Genomic DNA, 24,022 nt, shown 5'->3' with positions numbered 1-24,022 from the left:
TTTAAGGATCAGTGACCCTATTTAGTTAAAACAATAAATACAGAAAAAGGTTTCAGAAATAATTAACCAAATACAATATCTAAACTCTCAAAAATAGCTTTTTTGGCCTTTTCAAGATCTTCTTCTGTATGAGCCGCCGATATAAAACCTACTTCATATCCTGAAGGTCCCATATAGATGCCTCTGTTCAGCAATTCGCGGTGCATAACCTTATATTTTTCCATAGAAGCGGGGTCAATTTGATCTGCACGACGGATTTCCTTATTGGTCGTGAATGCAAACCAGAATATCGAACCAATAGTCGGAATATTTAATTCATAACCATGCTGGTCTGCATATTCCTGAATAGCCTGTACAAATATTGCAGTTGTAGCAGCAAGTGACGTATAGAAATCCGGTTGAGCCAATATATTCAGGGCTGCAATACCTGCGGACATGGCAACCGGGTTGCCGGATAAAGTACCCGCCTGATATACATTTCCATCGGGCGATATACAGCTCATCAGTTCTTTTGAAGCTCCGTAAGCTCCTACCGGCATACCTCCGCCGATAATTTTACCGTAGGTGATAATGTCCGGTTGAATATCATAATATGCCGCAGCGCCTTCGAAACCTAAGCGGAAGCCGGTAATGACTTCATCGAATATCAGCAAAGCTCCGTTATCTTTAGTGATCTGACGTAAGAAATTGATATAAGCTTTAGTTTGAATCAGTAGTCCGTTATTTGCCGGAATACCTTCTATGATCACTGCTGCGATCTGATCTTTGAACTGCTCGAAAACAGTTTGTAATGCTTTTTCATCATTCAGGGCAATTACAATGGTTTCATCTGCAAAAGATTTTGGAACCCCGGCAGAAGATGTCTCGCCGAATGTCACTAATCCTGATCCGGCTTTAACCAGTAAAGAATCGGAGTGACCATGATAGCAACCCTCAAATTTGACAATTTTGTCTCTTTTTGTATAACCACGTGCCAGACGTATTGCCGACATGACAGCTTCTGTCCCTGAACTTACAAAACGGATCTTTTCCAGATACTTATTATTGGATAGGATTAGTTCCGCTAATTCATTTTCTAATGCTGTCGGTGCACCAAAACTCAATCCTTTTCCTAATTGTGCCGTTACCGCTTCACGCACCTGAGCATTGTTATGCCCTAAAATAAGCGGACCCCAGGAGCAGCAAAAGTCCACAAACTCATTGCCATCTGCATCCCAGATATGTGCTTTATCACCACGCTCAATAAATAAAGGGGTACCATATACGGATTTGAAAGCACGAACAGGCGAATTTACGCCTCCCGGAAAATATTGTTTTGCTTTTTCAAATAGTTCTGCAGATTTAGCCCTTGAAATATCAGGGTAGGATGTATTACTCATATCGTTATTCTCGTTGTTCGTGTAAAATTATTCAATTATTTGTGAATTGGAAGCCCAATTTTTCAAGTATGTAAAAGCTGTGACAAATAAAAAGGGCTTTATGATTTACATAAAAGCCCTTTTTATCCCCTTATAGAGATAAATTGTTTATAAGACGACTTTATCCAGAACAGGTACTTTCACTGTACTGACTTCTGTTTTGATTTCGTCGTTTAGCTGTTCAAAAATAACGATACTGTTACTGCCTTTTTTGAGATAAGGTGCGGGAATATATAAGGTGTGCTGAGGTCCGGTTTTCCAGTATCTTCCGATATTGATACCGTTAATAAATACAATACCTTTTCCCCACTTTTCCATATCAATAAAAGTATCTCCGATCTCCTTTAAATCGAAAGTACCCTGGTACAATACCGGCTGACCTGTGAGTGCTGCGATTTTCGAAGCATTTGTTTTTGTATTCTGAATTGCTGCAGTCTGTTTGCCTGCCAGATCAGGTACTTTGTCCATTGGTAATTGTTGCATAGTCCAATCTCCGGTGATTTCCATGTCATTGATAAGCACAGGGGAGATTATACCCTTATGATTATGAATCATTTCTGAACCATAATTGATTCTTCCCATATTCTCGACCAGAATCTGTAAGGTGGAATTAAAAGGAATGTCAATATCCATTTCGTAATTTTTAAACACCCGGTTTAGTTCACCTACTTTTGTACCATCGATATATACTACCGCAAAATCTCTCAGACCGTCAATTTTCAATTTTCCATTTATAGGTTGATTAAACTGTTTGCTATACAAAACATAGCCATTTGCCTGATTCAGTTGCTCAAAGTTAAGTGGAGTCTCATTGATCGTTGTCTTTCCTGACTTTGCGTAATCAAAAACATTCGCTACAGCAGTAAGCTTAATGGATGGAATTTCAATTACCGGATTTGCTTTAGGTACGGCCGGTACAGTATAGTCCGCATATTTCTGTATAACCGTCCGGATAGAATCATATTTTGGAGTGGCCCACCCGGCTTCACTGATTGGCGCATCATAATCATAACTGGTAATATCCGGTTGTATATCAGATTTGTTATTGTAATTTGCTCCTGAAGTGAAGCCAAAATTAGTCCCGCCATGTACCATGTAATAATTGAAGGAAATGTCATTTTGCAGATATTTCTCTGTTTGACGTGCTATTCTGCCCGCATCTACCTTTGCAAAAGGTTCTGCCCAGTGATCTAACCAGCCGGGATAAAATTCCGCTACCATATATGGCCCCTGATTATTGTTGTACTGATCCACTACTTTCTTAAGATTGGAAATGTTGTTTTCTCCGTTAGCGGTTGGTAAAGCTCCGGGGATGGCACCTCCCTCAAATAACCAGCTTCCATCTGAAGTAAATAAAGGAACATTGAACCCCGCTTCTTCCAGTTGCTTTTTGATCTTCGCGTTATAGGCTTTATGTTCTTCTAAGGGAATATCTTTACGCTGGCTGACATATGATCCGAATTCATTTTCGGCTTGAACCATTATAATAGGTCCTCCATTTGTAATCTGTAAACTTCCCACCTCCTTCGCGAGACGGTCAATGTATTTTTTTGTATACTCCAGAAATTTGGCATTGTCACGTCTTATTTCCAGACCGTCTATCTTTTGAAGCCACCACGGATATCCGCCAAAATCCCATTCTGCACAGGCATAAGGACCTGGACGAAGAATTACATGTAGCCCCACTTCACCGGCTGTTTTTATAAAAGCAGCCAAATCATGATCCCCCTCAAAGTTCCAGTTGCCGGGACTTTCTTCATGGAAATTCCAGAATACATAAGTAGCTACCGTATTAAGACCCATAGATTTGACCATTTGCAAACGATGTTTCCAGTATTGATGCGGAATGCGTGCATAATGCATTTCTCCGGATAATATTCTGGTTGTCTTCCCGTCATATACAAAATTTCCATCTTTGATCTCGAAAGTATGCTTTTTTTGAGCCTGAACATCCTGAAATGCAATGGCGCTCATGAAAGTGGTGGTGAGAACGGCGTAGCAGAGTGCCTTTTTTATTAACTTCATCTTTAGATTGTGATTAAAGTACTTAATTTACCTCTTTTTTGAGGTATTTATATGTAATGTTAAGGAAAAGTGTTGTTTTGACCAATGGTAATTTGAAAACAAACGTTTGCGCCATCTATTTGTTACATTAATCTTGTTGATAATGCTTGACGCATGGGTTTAGGGATAGTAAAAGTGTTTCTTTTATACTATTTTGTTGAGCAATAGCTCAATTTTGTGTCCTGATTGTAATAATCATTACTTCAAAACGATAGTGTTTTTGAATGGCTCCCGGACTCTTAAAAATGAAAAAGTCCGGATTGTATTCCGGACTTTTCTATAACTGTAAATGCTGTAACTATTTAAGCCAGCCTTTTTCTAAAACCTCTTTGGCATGATAAGTCAGAATTGCAGTTGCGCCTGCACGTCTGAAACTCAATAAGGTTTCCATTATCGAACGTTCGGCATCTAACCATCCGTTTTGGATAGCCGCTTTCAACATGGCATATTCACCACTTACATTATAAGCTGCAATAGGAAGATCGAAGTTGTCCGCTAATAATTTTATGATATCGAGATAGGGAAGACCCGGTTTTACCATAAGGAAGTCAGCACCTTCTGCCGCATCAAGTTGTGCTTCAATAAGCGCTTCTTTACTGTTTGCAGGATTCATCTGATAAGTTTTCTTATCTCCATGTTTTGGAGCCGAACCCAATGCATCCCGAAACGGACCATAAAACGCAGAAGCGTATTTTGCAGTGTAAGACATCAGTGAGACATGACTGAATCCATGCTGATCCAGATGTTCACGAATATATCCGATACGTCCGTCCATCATATCAGAGGGGGCAATGATATCGGCTCCTGCCCGAGCATGAGCTAATGCCATCTTTCCTAATACATCCAGCGTTTCATCGTTAAGAATTTCGCCGTTTTCGACGATTCCGTCATGCCCGTCACTGCTATAAGGATCCATCGCTACATCTGTAACGATACATGCTTCGGGAAAGTTCTTCTTTACTTCAGCGATGGCACGCAGATACAGACTGCCATCTCTATAGCTTTCTGTAGCATATTTGTCCTTTAGTGATTCTTCAATGTTAGGGAATAAATCAAAGGATTTTAAGCCCAGTTTCAGACAACTTTCCACCTCTCTTAACAGGTTATCTATGGAATAGCGATAAATACCAGGCATAGACGAAACTTCAGTTTTTTGCTGGTTGCCATCTATGATGAATAAGGGGAAAATGAGATTGGACGCGTCTAAACGTGTCTCTTGAATCATGTCGCGGATCACGGCTGATTTACGATTTCTTCTCGGACGTTGTAACATGTTATATGTGTTTTAGAATCAAAGACAAGAGATAAAAGAGAGTCTTTTGTCTGACAGACTCTCTTTTACTTTTGAGTTTTTACTTTTGAATTTAATATTTCAATCCGAATACAGCCTCTGTCAGACCGATTTCATCAGGCGAATAGGGTGTTACATAAGGTAATCCCATTTCGGCTATTTTGGCACCGGTAGATTTACCTATAGAAATAATCTGTTGTCCCGGTTCAATCAGATTGTCGATAAAATAGGCTTCAACATTACTTGGACTGGTAAAGATCAGCACTTCAGCTGTGGTAGCGGCGACGTTTTCATCAAGTACAGTTTCATAGACTGGCATGTCAATGATTTTTGTGTCTGCACTCATGGCTTTCTGTATGGTTTCTAATGAATCCTTAGCTCTTGGGAAAAGTACCGTCTGTCCATTTGCTATTTTGGCAAACTCAAGGCCAATCTCATCCGTATGGATTCCGAAATCATCTCCGGAGAAATCAGCGACACGGTCATATTTGCGCAATGCCTCTTCGGATCCTCTTCCGACTACACCTATCCTGGTATGTTTGCGTAACTGCGGATCCAGTGAAAAGAAATGATCAATACCATTTCTACTTGCAAAAAATACCCAATCCACATGTTTTAAGATAAAAGGATCTAATTTATTAATGATCGGGTAGATGCGGATCAGAGAACGGGCATCAAGCTGGATATTATGCTTGGCCATCGCTCTGGCGAAATATGTATTTTCATCTATATCCCTTGAAATAAAGATAGACGATGGAAGTTTGCGGTCTTTGGCAAATTTTGTAAAGATCTCTTCTGCCATTCCTTCCGTAGAATCACGCTGGATATATAACCTGTCCGGAAATTCGTCACTGGTCTCTGCGACAGAAGTCCAGGCTTCATATTTGCCTTCACTCTTGCGGCAATAGCATCCCAGAGGGGCATGGCATCCGGCGTCAAATAAGTTGAGTACTTTGCGTTCTACAGCTATTACTTCAGCCACTTCCTTATTGTGAATGACTTGTAACGCTTCAAATAACTCCTGGTCTGATTCACGTATCTGTATGGCCAGCACACCTTGTGCAGGAGCAGGAATCAGTTCAACAGGAGGGATTTCCTCTACATAAAAATCCGATAGATCCATGTCAATACGTTCTACACCAGCTTTAGCCAGGATAATCGCATCATAATTTTCATCTCTCAGTTTCTGAATACGTGTCTGAAGATTGCCACGGAGATCATCAAATTCTAGATCAGGGCGTAAGGATAAAAGCTGTGCTTTTCTGCGGTTAGAAGACGTTCCTACTGTTGCATTATGCTTCAGCGAAAGACGCTTCTTGATATCTACACAGTCCTTTAATACGATCAGCAGTTCGGCCGGACTTTCCCGTTCAGAAACTGCAGCAATAATTAATCCCGGAGGATTGACTGTCGGTAAATCTTTGTGAGAGTGAACAGCCAGATCAATCGTAGATGACAATAATTCTTCTTCCAGTTCTTTGGTAAAAAAACCTTTGCCCTCCAGTTTGTCCAGACGCAAATGCTGTATAATATCTCCCTGAGTCTTGATTACTTTCAATTCAGAGTCAATCCCCGCTGCTGCAAGTCTGTCTTTAATGTGATTTGCTTGCCACATAGCGAGTTGGCTTCCGCGTGTTCCAATGATTAATTTTCTGTTCACGTTAATTAACTATATTAAATAGATTTAGAATAAGAAAGCACAAATTTAGCCAAATAGATGTATAATGCCGACATGCCTATGTCAGATTAAGTCAATTTTTGTAAAAATTAAAAGGAAAAATTATCGAAAACTAATTGTTTTCAGCCTCTGAAGTTTTGACAAGAATTTCTTTTGCCATTACCATAGGAACTTTGATGTATTTCTTTTCCATATAGTTGATGACTTTTTCCAGTACTTCTCTCGCCTGAGGATCCAGTTTGCTAAGATCCTGAGCAAACACTTCATTAATCGCAAAAGACTTGATTTCCTTGATTTTTTCAGGAACCTGTCTCATAGCGACTTCCACACGACGCTGCTTGATAATAGGAAGAAATTCTTCAATATTCTGCTTGATGATACACTCTGCGCTGGTCAGCTCATCGTAACGTTCCTGAATATTTTTTTCAGCAATAGCCTGCAGACTGCTTACTTCAATATAGTGGATAGGGTGATGCGCTATTACTTCGGCATCGATATCATTGGGAATAGCCAGATCCACAATGATTTTTTTGTCTGTTTCGCCGTTAAGTAAGGATTCATACATAGCATTATTAACGATAGCATCCGGAGCACCGGTACAAGTGATCAGAATATCGAAGCCATTTTTATAGTTACCTAACTCGCTCAACGGATATACCTGTGCATTTAGTTCCTGCGCCAAAGTATAGGCATTCTCTACCGTACGGTTGAAAATAACAAAATTTTCAAATTTATGCTTTTGCAGATATTTCGCCAGATTCTGATTTGTCTCGCCGGATCCGATAACAAGGATGCGGGGATTGTCTGTCAGCTTAAGCTCACGAAGCTTACGATAAGCTAAGGATACTACTGAAATAGGATTACGGGAGATCTTCGTGTAAGTATATACCTCTTTGGCGGTCTTGATCAGACGATCCATCATCAGGCGCAGAAAATCTCCTGTGAAACCCGCTTCGCGACATCTTTCATAGGCTCTTCTTACTTGTGAAAGGATTTCCTTCTCACCCACAACCAGACTCTCAAGGGAGCACGACATGCGAAGCAGATGGTTTAATGCATCCAGTCCTTCATAACGGTTTACCTGACCCAAGTAACATTGAAGACGTTCCTGAGGTACACAGAAGTTTAATTTTTCCATAAACTTCGCAACAAAGTCATCGCTCAGCTCGTATGCTCCGTAAAATACAAATTCAACACGGTTACAGGTACCGATGTAAAAAATCTCTGGGATATCAAGACTGTGCTTTAAGTTGATTAACCGACTCTCCAGTTCCTCATTACAGATTACCAGATTGCCAAGGTCTTTTAACTCGACGTGCTTGTGTGTAAATGCTATAACTTTTAAATTCTTCAAAGCTGAATCTCGTTGCTCACTATTTTAGTAGTGCAAATGTAGTCTAATCGGCTATGTATTATGTCAAAAATCTGTCAAACGGATGAATTTAGAACGATTATAAATAGTGTTAAATATTTGTTAAAATTCTATTAATCAATTTGTTGTATATTTTTTTCATTTAAAAATGTGATGTCAATCATTTAAATAATCTGGAACAAAAAGCATTTATCACTTTTGTTACCCGGCAATTGACAATAAGATGACTGTTTTGATAGTTTTTTGTAACGATTTCTTTTCTTCTGATTATGCCGGACATATGCGGACTTCAAACTTTAAAACTGGAGCTAATTTTTTACAATAAAAGATTGAATCCGGTAGATGATAGATCGGGAAAGTATCCTTAATTTTGCGGTAAAATAAGAAAGAAATTATGCTAATCATTCGAAAGAATTTTGCACTTGCAGGTGTGATCCTGTGTTTATTATCCGGGATGCTACCTATGCTGAAGGTTCCTATCAAAGGTAACTGGAATCTGTATCAGACAGATGAGGCTCTGTTTTTTATTACCTATTGTATCATTGGAATTACAGGATTGTTGTTTTTTATTCGTCAGCTCAAAGGCTATCGTTTGATGACCCGCATCGCTGCAGGCTGGTATCTTTTAAGTATTTCAGCAGTGTACTTTAAGATCAATAATTATTTCGGATGGAAGTTTGCTGACGGATTGCTATCCAAAGCCATTCATATGCGTTGGGGATGGATAGTATATCTCGTAGGCATATTATGTTTATTGATAAGTACCAGACAGCTGAAACAAGCTGAACAAAATGTATAAAATAAGCCCGGATTTCCGGGCTTATTTTTTTTGTGGTCTGTTAGAAATAAAATGCGATTGCAATTTATCCAAACCTATGTTTTCCTCTTCTTTATCCAATACATAATGCCAGACCTTCTCCCGGAGTGTGTCGTTCATCAGCTTCGCATTCGTCAGATCTACAGGACGTACCCGTTGCTCTTTCTCTATTGGCTGATTTATCTTCTGTGCCGATCGGCTGTGTTTGATGATCTGAAAATGAAAATTCGGCCAATTGCCAACAGCTGAAAAGTTGCCGGAGAAAAACTGTACAGCATCATGCGGACTCACTTGTCCGGCAAAGATTCCTTTTGCTTTCGCATTGTTGATTTCAGATACACTCACCAAAAGTTCATAAGAAGTCTCATTGATGATATGCAATTTTGCCAGACCCTCTTTCTGGTCACCGCTTACTGCAAGCAGAATCCCTTTCTCAACGAATTTTGAAGGCTCTGTTATTTTGGTTTCTGTAACCTCATCATCTTCACGGTTCATATTGCCGTGGACCAATGTGATTTTGCTGGTCAGGACAGGGATTTCAAATCCTGTTTCATCTGTTACGCCCACTATATCATTATCCTGGAAAGATGTCACGTGGCCTTCTATCGGCTCGTCAACAAATCTTACCAGATCTCCGATTTTAAATTTCATATGTATATCATTTGTTTTTTCAATTGTCCTCCGCCAGCTGACGGCTTCAGACTTTATGTATTTGTACTTGAATAGTCTGCTCTAAGTGAACAGTTTGTTTTTTATCTTGGCAACTTGTCAATGACCTGTAATAGTCGTTCAAGATCCTGTGTGTCATTATATAAGTGAAATCCTATACGTATACCTGTCCCACGGGGAAAACATTTAATACCGTTGTTCATTAAAGTCGTAAAATGGTTGGGATCGATCTGTAAATTGAAAATAGTACTGTGGTTATTCCTCCTTTTTACAATATCCGTCAATAGATTTCTTTTTTCGAATTCCTCTCTTGCATGCGCCGATAACCGGGAAGTATAAGCTGCTGTATTCTGGATGCCGAGCTGATCAAAAAACTGTAAAGATTTCTGAAGTGTACCCTGAGCCAATGTGTCTACATGACCGGGCTCAAAGTATAACTGTAATATACTTTTTCCTTCCCACATTTTTTCAAAGACAGGCTTCTGTTGTTGAGCTGTCTGGTACAGTTTGTTTTTCAAGGTATCATTCAGGATGAAAAAACCATTTCCGAAACCAGAAAGCAACCATTTATATCCGCTGGTACCTATTCCGTCAAAACCTGATGTTTCAAAATCAAAAGACGCTGTGCCCAGATATTGGGTGCCGTCACCAATAATCAACAGATCCGGATGGGTCGCTTTCAGCTCCTGTATAAAAGAAAGATCGATTTTGATGCCTGAGATATACTGAACAATGCTGCATATAAATACATCGGGTTTGTAATGACGAATAGCTTCCAGAATATTCTGTTCCATATTTTCATCAATATTCACAAAAGTATGGTCAAACCCGCGGCTGATAACAGGAAAGTTAACAGAAGGATAATCTTCATTCAATAACAGGATACGTACATCAGCAGGAAGACCGTTGAGTATGACATTAAAACCATGTGAAAAGTTTGGCGTACAGTAGATATTCGATGCTGCCGTATGGGCAAAGTCAGCTATAGTCTGCTTTACCTGTTGAATAAATGCCCCTTGTTGTTCTCTTAATACAGTGTCCGTCATATGAAAATCCATATCATATTGAGCTCGCCATTTTTTTATTTCTTTGCTAATAAGACCGGACCCCGGAGTTGTTAAGTAGCTGATATTTTCAGGAATATCAAAATATGATTTGTATTGCTGAGACATGCGTTTAAGTGTTAAGTATATTTAGATAGTCTTCCTGTGAAATCATTTCGCCACCCATGGAAGCGAGATGATCCGTATGGAATTGGCAATCTACAAATTTGAGATCAAAAAACTGAAATAAATGAATGAGAGCTGTCTTGGAAGCATTCGGCACTTTAGAAAACATACTTTCTCCGCAGAATACCTGTCCGATCAGTACACCGTATAATCCACCGACAAGCTGGTCCTCCTGCCATACCTCAATAGCATGTGCATAACCTGATTTGTGAAGCCCGATGTATGCATCAATCATATCAGCGGTGATCCATGTGCCATCCTGATCCTTGCGTTCTATCTTTGCGCATTGACGGATGACCTGTTCAAAGGCTGTGTTAAGCGTAACTTTAAACTCTGCTTTACGCAATACCTGCTTCATACTCTTGCTGACTTTTAATCTTTCAGGAAAGATCACAAAGCGTTCATGAGGAGCGTACCACAGGATCGGACTGTCATCACTAAACCAGGGAAAAATACCGTTGCTGTAGGCGAGTAACAGGCGACCAGGACTTAAATCGCCGCCAACAGCCAGCAAACCGTCCTCTTCGGCATACTTGGGGTGAGGAAAACTCAGATCCTGATCATCTAATTGAAAAATCATATACTAATCCCATAAAAAAACCAGATTGTTTAATCTGGTTGTCTTGGTTCCTTACTGATCTCGTCAAAGATCTTGTCCATATGTTCTACATATTCATTGGTATCATCGAGGAAGAACTCAAGTTGCGGAACTATCCGTGCCTGGTTCTTTATCCGTGATCCAAGTTTATATCTTATTTCTGAGGTTTTTGTGCGTATTGCCTTGATATCTTCCGGAGCTGTTTTTGTATTTAAGAAACTCAGATATACACGGGCTATTGCCAGATCAGGAGTTACACGTACGCGAGTTACGGTAATGAAAGCGCCTGGTGCCCAGTTGTTACCGTCGCGTTGGAAGAGTTCTGCCAAATCCTGCTGAATGACTCCGGCAAACCGTTGCTGTCTTTTACTTTCTGTAGCCATAGTTGGAAATTGAGATGATAATATACAAAGATACGGTTTAATTTTGAAAAGTCTTTTTGAAGCCTTTCAAAAACAAAAAAGGCTTGTCGTGGGTGCTGACAGGCCTTTTGCTCAAAATTAGTTTATAATTGGCTAGGTTGTAATATTTTTTTCAAGTTTTAAGACTTTTGGGTCTATCATAGTTGGTTTACTTTTGTTTTGTTGAAAAAGGTGAGTGCTAACTCATCCGATCCTTTTTCTCTCTTTCCATTCTCCCTTTGTTGTCACAAACATATGGATATAAATTATTTGTACAAAGTCTTTTTTTAAAAAAAGTAACCGCTCACTCACTAACTGTTTTTAGATAAATTTCAAAAATAACCCTTAACATAGCGTTAACATGGTTTTTACGTTGTTTGAACATGTTTTATTCAGAGGTAAAAATCATGATTAAAAAATAATAAAGCAGTGTATGAGGTTACTATGTTCTCCATATTTCTGCAGATCTGTCGGTTGACTCTCCTGTGTAATCCTCATTTTCTATGTATTCTTACATCCGTACACAATCAGAATCTTAGATATCACAAACAAAAACGTAAACATCGAATTGCATTGTTTTATTTAAATTTCAAATGGTATTTTTGTACACCTTAAAAAAGATAAAAGCATGAAGATCTGGCAAAAAAATATTGATGTGGATTCCCTGGTAGAAACATTTACGGTAGGTAACGATCGCGTAATGGACTTGCAGCTGGCGGAGGCTGATGTATTGGGTTCATTAGCACACACCCGTATGCTCAACAGTATAGATCTGATGTCAGATGAAGATCTAGCTGTAGTTCAGAAAGAACTGAAGAATATCTATCGTGAAATTCAGGAAGGTAATTTTCAGATAGAAGATTCGGTAGAAGATGTACATTCTCAGGTAGAAATGCTACTTACGCAAAGAATAGGGGAGGCCGGTAAAAAAATACATTCAGGAAGATCCCGCAATGACCAGGTACTGGTAGACCTTAAATTGTACTTCCGTTCGGAAATTCAAAGCATAGTACAGAATACAACACACTTCTTTGATCAATTGCTCTCGTTGAGTGAACAATACAGACAGGTATTGATTCCGGGATATACACACTTGCAGATTGCAATGCCTTCTTCCTTCGGACTTTGGTTTGGGGCATACGCAGAGAGTCTTGTTGATGATCTGGAACTGATGAAAGCGGCATGGAAGGTGTGTAATAAAAATCCGCTGGGTTCTGCAGCCGGATATGGCTCCTCTTTTCCGTTGAATCGTACACTTACAACAGAGTTGCTGGGGTTTGAGGATCTTAACTATAATGTTGTATATGCACAGATGGGACGAGGAAAGACAGAGCGTATTCTTGCTCAGGGGATGAGTGCAATTGCCGCAACACTTGCTAAGTTTGCAATGGATGTAACCCTCTACATTAATCAGAATTTTGGTTTTATCTCCTTTCCGGCACATTTGACCACAGGATCCAGTATTATGCCGCATAAGAAAAATCCGGATGTGTTTGAATTGATACGTTCCCGTTGCAATAAGATACAGGCATTGCCCAATGAGATTGCTTTGATGACCACTAATCTTCCGTCAGGGTATCACAGAGATCTGCAGCTGCTGAAAGAAAATCTCTTTCCGGCTTTTAAATCATTAAATGAGTGTCTGGAAATTGCTACCTATATGTTAGCAAATATCTCCGTCAAAGAAAATGTATTGGAGGACCCTAAATACGATTATTTGTTTTCGGTAGAAGTCGTCAATAATGAAGTGTTAAAAGGTGTTCCGTTTAGAGAAGCATATAAAAATATTGGATTGGCTATTGAAGAAGGCACCTTTCAGCCTTCAAAAGAAGTAAATCACACACATGAAGGAAGCATTGGTAACCTGTGCAACGATCATATAAAAAGGATGTTTGAACAGGTTAAGGCTGATTTTGGTTTTGAAAAAGTGGATAACGCTTTGCAGGCGTTAGTAAAATAAAATCTCGAATAGGAGAATAATACAGAAAGGCTTCAGGAATTTTATTTCTGAAGCCTTTTCTTTTCAGAACCTCACCCTAACCCTCTCCTTTCCAAGGAGTGGGAAATATTTTGATATAAATGGTGTTATATTATTTTTGGATCGAAAATTTAAAATGCGTTTCTGAAGTAAATACTTCTCCTTTTTTCAGTGAGGTAGTCGGGAATTCCGGTTGATTGGGACTGTCGGGATAGTGTTGAGTTTCCAGACAAAATCCTGCATAAGGCAAATACTTGTGGCCTGATTTTCCGATATCATTTCCGGTCATCCAGTTGCCGGTATAAAGCTGTACGCCTGGCTCTGTTGTCAATACATCCATTCGTATTCCGGAGTCAGGGGAGAATACAGAAGCGCATGGACTTGAAATGGGAATAGCGTTTACAAAGCAGTGATCATAACCTTTGGCAGCAATCAGCTGTTCATCATTTGCTGCAATATCCTGTGCTATGGTCTTGAACTCTCTGAAGTCAAAAGCAGTGCCTTCCACGGGTATAATAGCATTTGGAATCTGATGCTCATCTACGGCAAGATATTCGGTGGAATTGATCTGTAAGTGATGATTAAGAATATCGCCGTTACCTTCACCATTGAGGTTGAAGTATGTATGGTTGGTGAGGTTAATAACAGTATCCTGGTCAGATTCTGCACGGTACTTGATGATGATCTCATTTTCATCCGTCAATGAATACGAAACGACAACACTCAGGTTGCCGGGAAAACCTTCTTCCCCGTTTTTCGAAACATAATAGAATTCTACATAAGATTCCTGATTCATTCTTCTGTCCCACACACGGCGATGAAAACCTTCTACTCCACCATGAAGAGAATTGATCCCGTTATTCTGATCCAAAGTATACGAAGAGCCGTTTATTTCAAATTTGCCATTGGCTATACGATTCGCAAAGCGGCCTGCCGTAACGCCGTGATACTGCTCATCCGCTTCATAATACTTTTGAATAGAATCAAAACCCAGTGCAACATCTCTTAAGTTTCCTTTTTGATCCGGAACTAAAATACTGACTATACGTGCGCCATAATCACTTAATGCAACCTGCATTCCTCTGGCATTTTTCAAAATAAAGAGATGCGTATTTTTGTCCTTAAGTTGACTTTCAAAATTTTTGGAGGAAGGTAGTTGATATATCATGATTGTGGGTTCTAAAAAATTAGTCTAATTTAAGTATTTTTAAAGTGTAAAAGAAACATTGATCCAGGTTGTTTGTACACAGCCGGCCCAAACGGCACAATGAAAGAGGGTCCCTTCTGAAATAATTCTTATCCTATAAATTCAGGAGACAGATTTGTCTCCTGAAAACTTTTATTAAAATAAAGTCATGTTCGGATTAAGGATTTGCACATCAGGGACTAAATATTTAAGTTTGTGTTAAAGCCGATTGTAAATGGATACATATAATAATCCGATTTTGGAGCAGTTACCCGCACATCTTAAAAAATATGTTGTGCCTCAGCAATACGAAAGATACACGCCCGTTGACCAGGCCATCTGGCGCTATGTGATGCGTCAAAATTATGCTTATCTGAAAGATGTAGCTTATTATCCTTACATTCCGGGGCTGAAAAAGGCAGGGTTGACAATAGAACGTATTCCGGATTTGCAGGCTATGAATGACAGTTTAAAGCAGATTGGCTGGGGAGCTGCTACGGTAGACGGATTTATCCCCCCATCGGCATTCATGGAATTTCAGGCACATCGTGTATTGGTTATTGCTGCAGATATTCGTCAGCTCGAACATATCGAGTACACACCAGCTCCTGATATTATCCACGAATCGTCCGGTCATGCACCCATTATAGGTGAACCTGAATATGCTGAATATTTACAATATTTTGGCGAGATAGGCGCGAAAGCTATGTTTTCAGCTCAGGATTTTGCGTTATATGAAGCGATCAGAAGTCTTTCGATTATCAAAGAAAAGAATAATGCCACCAGCAAGGAAATAGAAGAAGCAGAGTTACACCTGAAAAATATTCAGGAGAATATGGGCGATCCTTCTGAAATGGCTTTACTAAGCAGGCTACACTGGTGGACAGTCGAATATGGGCTCATTGGTACCCCCGATGTTCCGAAAATTTATGGTGCCGGCTTGTTATCTTCCATAGGAGAAAGTGCTTCCTGTATGCGTAAGGAAGTTCCGAAATTACCTTACAGTCTCGATGCGCTGAATTATGCATATGATATAACACAACCTCAGCCCCAATTATTTGTTACGCCGGATTTTGTACATCTGAGAAACGTATTGGATGATTTCGCCAATACAATGGCTTTCCGGATCGGAGGGAAGGATAGTCTGGATAAAGCCATTGCCTGTCAGAATGTATGTACAGTTGTATATAGCTCAGGACTGCAGGTTTCAGGAATATTTCAAAAAGTAAATGATGATCATGCCTTGTCCTATATTAAGTCTGCAGGACCTACAGCCTTATCCTGTCAAAATAAGCAATTGGAGGGGCATGGTAAGAACTATCATCGGGATGGTTTTGGTTCTCCGGTAGGACTGTTGAAAGATAGCGACGTTGCTTTAGAAGATTTTACGGAAGAGGAATTGGTGAAGTATGATATTGTTGTAGGCAGGGAAACCGTACTCACCTTTGCTTCAGGTATTGAAGTGAGAGGTGTAGTTCAGTCTGTTCTTCGTCAGCATGGAAAACTGATTTTGGTGTCTATGGCGCCATGTCAGGTGGTAGAGATCAGCAGCTGTCAGCTGTATTTTGATCCGGAATGGGGGACATATGATATGGCTGTGGGTAAAGAAATTGTATCGGTATATTGTGGTGCTGCGGATAAGGACGCATTTGAACAGAAGTCTACTGTTTCCGAAATAAAAACGCTACATCAGGTATACGATGAACAGACCATAACCTTGCATCAGATTTATGCCCGTATCAGAAAGGAACGGGAAAGCAAGGCCTTATTGCAAACATTGACAGGTCTCTGTGCCGAACTCTCAGACCACTATCCGGATGACTGGTTGGGCCTTTTAGAAATTCTGGAAATAGCAATTAAAGAACAATGGGTAGATCTTGCTTCTTCGGCAGAGGGTATACTCCTGAAATTACAGGAAAAACATGTTCATCTTATCAAATTAATTCATGACGGAATACGATTAGCAAAAGATGATCATGTTGGTATATTACTGACCGAGTAACAGGAGCTGCCAGGCTTTCTGCAGTTCTCCGGTATCCAGTAATTTGGCGGCTTGTGTATGGAGCTCTTTTTGGAATCTGACAGGATCATCTTTCCATTTTTCCAGAGAAGACAAGGTCTTCTGGTCTGGTGATGTGTTACCTGTTGGAGAAAACTCTGGTAATACCTCAACATTTGCAAGCATACCCAAATGATTCCCTGTGAGAACAGTAGAAAAGCGAATACTTTCAGGGAGCTTGTCTATTCCTATACCAAGGTTGCGCAGAGGTTTGGGGACTTTAAAGAGACTTTCCTCAGTTACGCGGCAGTACCAGTCACCGCCCAATCTCGCGACAAGATCCAGTTTTGCCTGATCAACCTGATTGTCACTGTCCAGCAAGTCCTCGTGTATATGCATGCATACCACCTCCGCAAGGACAAGATTGCCGGCTCCGGGATCATCACTCAGCGCGATGATGTCTTTTACCTTACATTCAAGCTGTACAGGCGATTCGGCAACCCGGGGAGGTCTTACATATGTGGAAGGCAAAGCTGTAAAGCCGGATTTTTCAAATTCATTGATTCCCTTTGCATATTCCGTACTGGCAAGCGATTGCTGCTGTACCATATCGTAGTTGACAATATTGATAACGACCTCTTTTACTTCTTTTATGTTTTCAAGCGTATGCTTGGTTGTTCCGTCCCGCATTCTTCTCAAAGGTGAAAACACACAAACAGGAGGTTGGTGGGACATTAAATTGAAATAGCTGAAAGGGCTGAGGTTGACCTGACCGGTAACATCTACCGTACTTGCAAAACATATGGGACGCGGTGCAATGGCATATTTGATAAGGTTATCAAAAATAGCCTGTTGCTGGATGGGATCTATTACTTTGGTTTTGATATCGGACATGAGCTATTCAATTAATAATGAAAAATATAAAGGCTAGTAAAAAAGGATATTTTAATATTTATTTATAGGATCAAGAACAACAGTATTATCCAACTGTCCCAATCCTGTAACCTGCATACTGATATGATCTCCCGGTTGTAGCCATTGTACCTGATAATTCGGGTCATTTCGCTTTCCGGTACCATTGAGTTCCAGAAAGCACCCTGTTCCGACAGTTCCTGATCCGATAAGATCTCCCGGGAAAACCTCGACTCCGTAAGATACACGCTCTATGATTTCTGCAAAGGTCCAGTTCATATCTGCCAAATTTCCGGCAGATACCTGTTTTCCGTTTACTGCACAACTCATATGCAGATTGTAAGTATCTCCTGTATGGCCTTCAGGTGTTGTAACCTTATACGACTCCAGTTCATCTTTTGTGACCAGATAAGGGCCTGTCATTGTTGCGAAATCTTTCCCTTTTGCCGGACCCAGGTTAAGTTTCATTTCTTCCATCTGGAGATGTCGGGCACTCAGATCATTCATAATCATATAGCCTGCTATATACTGATCCGCTTCAGAGGCAGGTATATTCTTTCCCCGTTTATTCAGTACGACGGCTACTTCAAGTTCAAAATCAAGTTGATCAAAATGCAGGGGCATACAGGATACGCTGCCGGGTCCCATGATAGCGCGATGATTCGAAAAGTAAAAAACAGGAAACTTATCAAACTCCGGAATCATTTCCAATCCGCGATTACGTCTGGATGTTGACACATGCTGGCGAAAAGCATAGGCATCCCGAAATGAAGATGGATAAGGTACCGGGGCTAATAATTGAATATGACGTGAGTCAAGTGCAATGTTGCTGAATTTTCCTTTTTTAGCAAGTTCGACCGCCCTGGACATCGCCTGTATACTTTGCTGACCTCCTTCCAGAAAATCGTTCATAGATACAGGCAAGCCCGGGTCCGTCTGACTGCAGATGTAGATCTGGTCATCTAAAATAAATCCGAGTTGCTCCTTGTTGTCATATTCGCATGTTACAAGTCTCATATCAAAATATAGCCGTTAAAATCATCATAAATAAGGAATATGGAAGTAAATATAATGATGATCTGATTTATTTGTGCAATATCTAAAAAAGATATAGTAAATAAATCTTATATTTGAGATAAACTTATATACCAGTTATGAACATCTTTGGACTACAGTACCTTACGGTATCCTTGGGCATGATCGCTTTAGTAAAGGCGATGATTGCAGATGTTGTTTTTGCCCAATATTAGGCATTTCTTTTCTTGCGCCAAATAATCCTTTGGCAGGTTTAACACTATATTGTTTCATATTTTTAAAATAGACTTTATCATGCCAATTTATCATCAATTGGGAAAAGTCCCTCAAAAAAGACACACTATTTTCCGGAAACCAAACGGTGAACTGTTCTCTGAAGAACTGGTGTCAACTCATGGCTTCTCCAGTACGTACTCTCTGGTCTATCATTGCTATCCGCCAACATTAGTGAAGCAGATCCGGGATCCGTATGATGTATCTCCACGCATAGCGCGTGAAAAGCATCTCAAACACACCAGTCTGAAAGGTTTTAAAGTACAACCTAAGGATGATTATCTCGAAAGCCGTACACCTGTACTGGTCAATCAGGACCTTCATGTATCACTGGCAGCTCCGAGACTCTCCATGCTGGATTACTTCTATAAAAACAGTCAGGCGGATGAGATTATCTTTATACACGAAGGTAGCGGTGTACTGAAAACAGGCTACGGAAAGATCCGGTTTGAATATGGGGACTATCTTGTCATTCCGCGTGGTGTTATTTATCAGTTACATTTTGACAATCCTGACAACAGATTGTTTATTGTAGAATCTTTTTCTCCGATCCGGACACCTAAACGTTACCGGAATGAATTCGGACAGCTTATGGAGCATGCTCCGTTTTGTGAAAGAGATATCAAACGACCGGAAGATCTGGAAACGATAGATCAGACCGGCGAATTTGAAATCAGAATCAAAAAACAAGGGCTAATATACCCCTATGTGTATGGCAGTCACCCCTTTGATTTTGTGGGCTGGGACGGATATCATTATCCATGGGCTTTTTCTATTCACGATTTTATGCCTGTCACCGGAAAACTTCATCAGCCTCCTCCGGTACACCAAACCTTTGAGACCGAAACGTTTGTGTTATGTAGTTTTTGTCCGAGATTATACGACTATCACCCGCAGTCCATTCCTGCTCCGTATAATCACAGTAATGTAGACTCCGATGAAGTATTGTATTATGTGGACGGAGATTTTATGAGTCGTAAAAGTGTGGAACGCGGGCAGATCACCCTACATCCCGGAGGTATTCCGCATGGACCACATCCGGGAACAGTGGAGAAAAGTATAGGACAGACAAAAACAGAAGAACTGGCAGTCATGATCGATCCTTTCAGGCCGTTGATGCTGACAGAAGAAGCATTAGAAGTTGAAGATCAGGAATATTATAAATCCTGGATAGGTTAGAAATTAAAAATATCAGCATTATGGCACAGACTTTTGCAGAAAAAATAGCTCTGGCGCAGGATTTCCTGCCCATCAACGGAACAGATTACATTGAATTCTATGTAGGCAATGCCAAGCAGGCAGCACATTATTATAAAACAGCATTCGGATTCCAGTCGGAAGCCTATGCGGGGCCGGAAACAGGAGTGAGAGACCGGGCTTCCTATGTATTAAAACAAAATAAGATCAGACTGGTGCTGACGACCGCACTGCGTTCTGAGCATCCTATAGCCGAGCATGTCAAAAAACATGGTGATGGGGTCAAGATCCTTGCACTTTGGGTAGATGATGCGGCCAAATCATTTGAGGAGACGGTAATGCGTGGTGCAAAACCCTATCATGAACCTCAGGTTATGAAAGATCAGCATGGAGAAGTTTGCACTTCAGGAATCTATACGTACGGAGAGACCATCCATATGTTTATAGAGCGTAAAAATTATAAGGGCACATTTATGCCGGGCTATGAAGTCTGGCAGAGCGACTATCAGCCGGAAGAGACCGGATTGCTGTATATCGATCACTGCGTCGGTAATGTGGGATGGAATAAGATGAATGAAACGGTAGAATGGTATCAGCATGTGATGGGATTTGTAAATGTGCTTTCTTTTGATGACAAACAGATCAATACGGAATATTCTGCCTTGATGAGTAAGGTGATGAGTAACGGAAACGGATATGTGAAATTTCCGATTAATGAACCGGCGGAAGGCAAGAAAAAGTCCCAGATTGAAGAATATCTGGAATATTATGAAGGAGAGGGTGTGCAACATGCAGCATTAGCAACAAAGGATATTGTAGGCACTGTCAAAGCGCTTAAAGCGAGAGGAGTAGAATTTTTGGGTGCTCCGCCGGAAGCATATTATGACATGTTGCCTGATCGGGTCGGCGTGATTGATGAAGAAATAAAAGTGATTCAGGAACTTGGTATACTGGTCGATAGGGACGATGAAGGGTATCTGCTTCAAATATTTACCAAACCTGTAGAAGACAGACCTACACTTTTTTATGAAATCATACAACGTAAAGGAGCACAAAGTTTTGGAGCCGGAAATTTTAAAGCACTGTTTGAGGCGATTGAAAGGGAGCAGGAAAAACGGGGAAATCTGTAGACATATTATTTTTAAAAATCAGCCAATTTATGAAAGAACTTTTGCAGGCTTTTGAGCGTAAAAGGCCCGAAATTATATTTGAATGGAAAGACAATGAGACCGAAGCTGAAGGTTGGGTCGTGATCAACTCCCTTAGGGGCGGAGCTGCGGGCGGAGGCACCCGTATGCGGGCCGGTTTGGACCGGAACGAGGTCGAATCCCTTGCCAAGACTATGGAAGTTAAATTTACCGTCTCCGGTCCGGCAATCGGAGGAGCCAAATCAGGAATAAATTTTGATCCTTCCGATCCCCGTAAAGAAGCTGTACTCGACCGCTGGTTTAAAGTCGTCACGCCTTTACTGAAAAACTATTATGGTACAGGAGGAGATCTGAATGTCGATGAAATACACGATGTAATACCATTAACAGAACAGTACGGACTGTGGCATCCGCAGGAAGGGGTGCTGAACGGACATTTTAATGTTCGCGAAAAGGATCGTATACATCAGATCGGACAGCTGCGGTATGGTGTTTCCAAAGTATTGGAAGATGCGGCCTTCAGTCCGGACCTGAAGCGAAAGTATAAAGTAGCAGATATGATAACAGGTTACGGCGTGGCAGAATCTGTGAAACACTTTTACAACCTTTACGGAGATACCTGTGGCGGAAAACGTGCCATTATTCAGGGTTGGGGAAATGTTGCCGCTTCAGCAGCCTTTTATCTGAGCAGACTCGGCGTGAAAATAGTCGGGATAATTGATCGGGCTGGCGGACTAATCAACAAAGATGGGTTTACGGAAGAAGAGATTACTACGCTTTTTCTGAATAGAAAAAAGAATGAACTGCATACTCCGGATCTGCTGCCCTTTGCACAGATCAACGAAGAAGTCTGGAATATCGGTGCAGAAATATTTATTCCGGCAGCAGCTTCCCGTCTGGTCTCAAAAGAGCAGGTCAGTCAGTTAGTGGATAACGGGTTGGAAGTCATCGCATCAGGAGCGAATGTGCCTTTTGCAGACAGAGAGATATTTTACGGGCCGGTGATGGAATTTGCAGATCAGCAGGTGGCAGTCATTCCTGATTTTATTGCCAATAGCGGAATGGCAAGAGTCTTTGCCTACCTGATGCAGCCAAATGTGGAGATCAGTGATGAAGCGATTTTTTCGGATGTTTCTGCTATTATTTACAATGCGCTGCAAAAGATCCGCAAAACAACAGCTGCAAGGACACATTTATCTTCTCATGCTTATGAAATCGCATTAAAAGAATTGGTATAAATCTCGTTTCAGTAGCATTCATAGCGAAACCTTTTGCGTTAGAAACAGTATATTTGCGCTATGTCTGAAAACATGCAAATGAATTGGAAACAGCTGCTCTCCGCTAAACGTTGGGGGTACGAAGATCGTGTTAATAAAGATCATTTAGAGGCTCGTTCAGAATTTCAGAGAGACTACGACAGATTAATTTTTTCATCTCCATTCAGAAGGTTGCAGAACAAAACTCAGGTATTTCCATTGCCCGGAGCAGTGTTTGTTCATAATCGTTTGACTCACAGTCTGGAGGTAGCAAGTGTAGGCCGTTCGTTGGGCAGACTCTTTTATGCAAAGATGAAAGAAACAAACCCTGATGTAGACGAAGACTATCCGTTTTTACAGGAAGTCGGAAATATTGTATCAGCAGCTTGTCTGTCGCATGATCTGGGTAATCCCGCTTTCGGGCATTCCGGAGAATCGGCCATCTCGACTTATTTTACAGAAGGAGAGGGGCGCAAATTTCAGGAGCAGGTCTCTGCAGAAGAATGGGCAGATCTGACCCATTTTGAAGGTAATGCAAATGCATTGCGCATATTGACTCACCCTTTTAACGGGAAAGATGACAAAGGTTTTGCACTGACATATACTTCTCTGGCATCTATTGTCAAATATCCCTGTGCGGCTATTGACGGACATGTAAAAAAGAATCATCATCGCAAAAAGTATGGTTTTTTTACGGCTGAGCGGGAGTCATTCGCTAAAATAGCAACTGAGTTGGGATTACTGCAGGATCCGACGAACCCTAAAGGATACCTTCGTCATCCTTTAGTTTATCTGGTAGAGGCCGCAGATGATATCTGTTACAATATTATCGATCTGGAAGATGCACACCATCTCAAGATCCTGTCTTATAAAGAAGTAGAGGAATTACTTTTGCCTCTTTGTGGCGGTGAAAACCTGCGCAACCGGCTGGATAGTCTTAATGATACAGCCAGCAGGGTAGCTTTACTTCGTGCAAAAGCAATCAATACCTTAATCCACGGATGTGTAGATGTGTTTTTCAAGGAACAGGATAAATTTCTGGCAGGTACATTTCCAATGGCACTGATGGATGCACTGGAGGATGATGTCGTGCAACAGATGAAAAAAATATCCAAAATCTCTGTTGCGCAGATTTATAATGCGCCTACTGTTGTTCAGATTGAAGTGGCTGGTTATAAGGTTATGAATGCTCTATTGGCTGAATTTGTACCTGCTTACCTCAAAAAGAATAAAAATGGCTATGATCAGAAGTTGGTTGCATTGGTTCCAAACCAGTTTTACACAACTCAGGATGATGCATATTCCAAGATACGTTCTATACTGGATTATGTATCAGGTATGACCGATGTATATGCCATCGATTTATATCGCAAAATAAAAGGAATTACCATTCCTTCCATAGATTAACGAATAATGATGTAAGGAGAGGGCAGGTAGAAATGTGTTATACATGCTATATTGTCCTTTCCTTATCCTTTATACTAATAGCACAATACAAAAT

19 protein-coding genes are annotated in these 24,022 nt (G+C 40.6%); 7 read left to right on the top strand and 12 right to left on the bottom strand.

The features are described from left to right. Nucleotides 1-62: 62 nt before the first annotated feature. From hemL to hemA, 5 genes are all read right to left on the bottom strand, one after another. Complete coding sequence (hemL, locus tag I6J03_RS06115) at nucleotides 63-1,379, bottom strand: glutamate-1-semialdehyde 2,1-aminomutase (protein ID WP_003008339.1); 1,317 nt, start codon at nucleotides 1,377-1,379, stop codon at nucleotides 63-65. Between the two features lie 147 nt (nucleotides 1,380-1,526). Beyond that, nucleotides 1,527-3,443 carry a glycoside hydrolase family 35 protein gene (locus I6J03_RS06110; protein WP_003008337.1) on the bottom strand — a complete coding sequence of 639 codons (1,917 nt, stop codon included), beginning with the start codon at nucleotides 3,441-3,443 and terminating at the stop codon, nucleotides 1,527-1,529. Between the two features lie 337 nt (nucleotides 3,444-3,780). Next, a complete protein-coding gene (hemB, locus tag I6J03_RS06105) occupies nucleotides 3,781-4,755 on the bottom strand; it encodes a porphobilinogen synthase (RefSeq protein ID WP_003008335.1) in 975 nt (324 codons plus the stop codon). A 91-nt stretch (nucleotides 4,756-4,846) separates the two neighbouring features. After that, a complete protein-coding gene (hemC, locus tag I6J03_RS06100) occupies nucleotides 4,847-6,433 on the bottom strand; it encodes a hydroxymethylbilane synthase (RefSeq protein ID WP_003008333.1) in 1,587 nt (528 codons plus the stop codon). Between the two features lie 130 nt (nucleotides 6,434-6,563). Next, nucleotides 6,564-7,805, bottom strand: a complete 1,242-nt coding sequence (hemA, locus tag I6J03_RS06095; protein ID WP_201694229.1) for a glutamyl-tRNA reductase — start codon at nucleotides 7,803-7,805, stop codon at nucleotides 6,564-6,566. Nucleotides 7,806-8,217: 412 nt separating this feature from the next. Here hemA and I6J03_RS06090 point away from each other — a divergent pair, with 412 nt between their 5' ends. Further along, entirely contained in the window at nucleotides 8,218-8,622 is a 405-nt protein-coding gene (locus tag I6J03_RS06090) for a hypothetical protein (RefSeq protein WP_003008326.1), read from the top strand. A 21-nt stretch (nucleotides 8,623-8,643) separates the two neighbouring features. Here the strand turns inward: I6J03_RS06090 and I6J03_RS06085 are convergent, their stop codons facing one another. The 4 genes from I6J03_RS06085 to rbfA all read right to left on the bottom strand — a co-directional run bounded on the left by I6J03_RS06085 (nucleotide 8,644) and on the right by rbfA (nucleotide 11,519). Next, complete coding sequence (locus tag I6J03_RS06085; protein ID WP_003008325.1) at nucleotides 8,644-9,291, bottom strand: hypothetical protein; 648 nt, start codon at nucleotides 9,289-9,291, stop codon at nucleotides 8,644-8,646. 101 nt (nucleotides 9,292-9,392) lie between these two features. Continuing rightward, complete coding sequence (locus I6J03_RS06080) at nucleotides 9,393-10,481, bottom strand: aminotransferase class V-fold PLP-dependent enzyme (RefSeq protein ID WP_003008323.1); 1,089 nt, start codon at nucleotides 10,479-10,481, stop codon at nucleotides 9,393-9,395. Nucleotides 10,482-10,485: 4 nt separating this feature from the next. After that, entirely contained in the window at nucleotides 10,486-11,118 is a 633-nt protein-coding gene (gene aat / locus I6J03_RS06075; protein WP_003008321.1) for a leucyl/phenylalanyl-tRNA--protein transferase, read from the bottom strand. 29 nt (nucleotides 11,119-11,147) lie between these two features. Then, on the bottom strand, nucleotides 11,148-11,519 hold the full coding sequence (gene rbfA, locus I6J03_RS06070) for a 30S ribosome-binding factor RbfA (protein ID WP_003008319.1): 372 nt from the start codon (nucleotides 11,517-11,519) through the stop codon (nucleotides 11,148-11,150). A gap of 646 nt (nucleotides 11,520-12,165) precedes the next feature. On the opposite strand from rbfA, the gene argH reads away from it, so the two are divergent. Further along, on the top strand, nucleotides 12,166-13,497 hold the full coding sequence (gene argH, locus I6J03_RS06065; protein WP_003008317.1) for an argininosuccinate lyase: 1,332 nt from the start codon (nucleotides 12,166-12,168) through the stop codon (nucleotides 13,495-13,497). Between the two features lie 130 nt (nucleotides 13,498-13,627). On the opposite strand, the gene I6J03_RS06060 is transcribed toward argH, so the two are convergent. After that, on the bottom strand, nucleotides 13,628-14,683 hold the full coding sequence (locus tag I6J03_RS06060; protein WP_003008315.1) for an aldose epimerase family protein: 1,056 nt from the start codon (nucleotides 14,681-14,683) through the stop codon (nucleotides 13,628-13,630). A 253-nt stretch (nucleotides 14,684-14,936) separates the two neighbouring features. Here I6J03_RS06060 and I6J03_RS06055 point away from each other — a divergent pair, with 253 nt between their 5' ends. After that, nucleotides 14,937-16,703 (top strand): aromatic amino acid hydroxylase, encoded by a 1,767-nt coding sequence (locus I6J03_RS06055; RefSeq protein WP_003008313.1) that lies wholly within the window; start codon nucleotides 14,937-14,939, stop codon nucleotides 16,701-16,703. Here the strand turns inward: I6J03_RS06055 and I6J03_RS06050 are convergent. Both I6J03_RS06050 and I6J03_RS06045 read right to left on the bottom strand, forming a co-directional pair. Beyond that, nucleotides 16,689-17,594: a flavin reductase family protein gene (locus I6J03_RS06050; protein ID WP_003008311.1), complete on the bottom strand. Its 906-nt coding sequence runs from the start codon at nucleotides 17,592-17,594 to the stop codon at nucleotides 16,689-16,691. The genes I6J03_RS06055 and I6J03_RS06050 overlap by 15 nt on opposite strands. Nucleotides 17,595-17,645: 51 nt before the next feature. Then, nucleotides 17,646-18,629 (bottom strand): fumarylacetoacetate hydrolase family protein, encoded by a 984-nt coding sequence (locus tag I6J03_RS06045; protein WP_003008309.1) that lies wholly within the window; start codon nucleotides 18,627-18,629, stop codon nucleotides 17,646-17,648. A gap of 312 nt (nucleotides 18,630-18,941) precedes the next feature. Here I6J03_RS06045 and I6J03_RS06040 point away from each other — a divergent pair, with 312 nt between their 5' ends. The 4 genes from I6J03_RS06040 to I6J03_RS06025 are packed head-to-tail and all read left to right on the top strand — an operon-like array spanning nucleotide 18,942 to nucleotide 23,928. Continuing rightward, the gene (locus tag I6J03_RS06040; RefSeq protein WP_039990099.1) at nucleotides 18,942-20,099 is read left to right on the top strand and encodes a homogentisate 1,2-dioxygenase; all 1,158 of its coding nucleotides are present in this window, start codon (nucleotides 18,942-18,944) and stop codon (nucleotides 20,097-20,099) included. A 20-nt stretch (nucleotides 20,100-20,119) separates the two neighbouring features. Further along, nucleotides 20,120-21,247 (top strand): 4-hydroxyphenylpyruvate dioxygenase, encoded by a 1,128-nt coding sequence (gene hppD / locus I6J03_RS06035; protein WP_003008303.1) that lies wholly within the window; start codon nucleotides 20,120-20,122, stop codon nucleotides 21,245-21,247. 29 nt (nucleotides 21,248-21,276) lie between these two features. Beyond that, nucleotides 21,277-22,503 carry a Glu/Leu/Phe/Val dehydrogenase dimerization domain-containing protein gene (locus I6J03_RS06030; protein ID WP_201694227.1) on the top strand — a complete coding sequence of 409 codons (1,227 nt, stop codon included), beginning with the start codon at nucleotides 21,277-21,279 and terminating at the stop codon, nucleotides 22,501-22,503. A gap of 60 nt (nucleotides 22,504-22,563) precedes the next feature. Next, nucleotides 22,564-23,928 (top strand): deoxyguanosinetriphosphate triphosphohydrolase, encoded by a 1,365-nt coding sequence (locus I6J03_RS06025; protein ID WP_003008299.1) that lies wholly within the window; start codon nucleotides 22,564-22,566, stop codon nucleotides 23,926-23,928. Nucleotides 23,929-24,022 lie beyond the last annotated feature (94 nt).

The sequence above is a fragment of the Sphingobacterium spiritivorum genome (assembly GCF_016724845.1).
In the GTDB taxonomy this organism is placed as follows: Bacteria; Bacteroidota; Bacteroidia; order Sphingobacteriales; family Sphingobacteriaceae; genus Sphingobacterium; species Sphingobacterium spiritivorum_A.
Note: the sequence above shows the minus strand (reverse complement) of the source record. Positions and strands in the feature narration are given on the sequence as shown.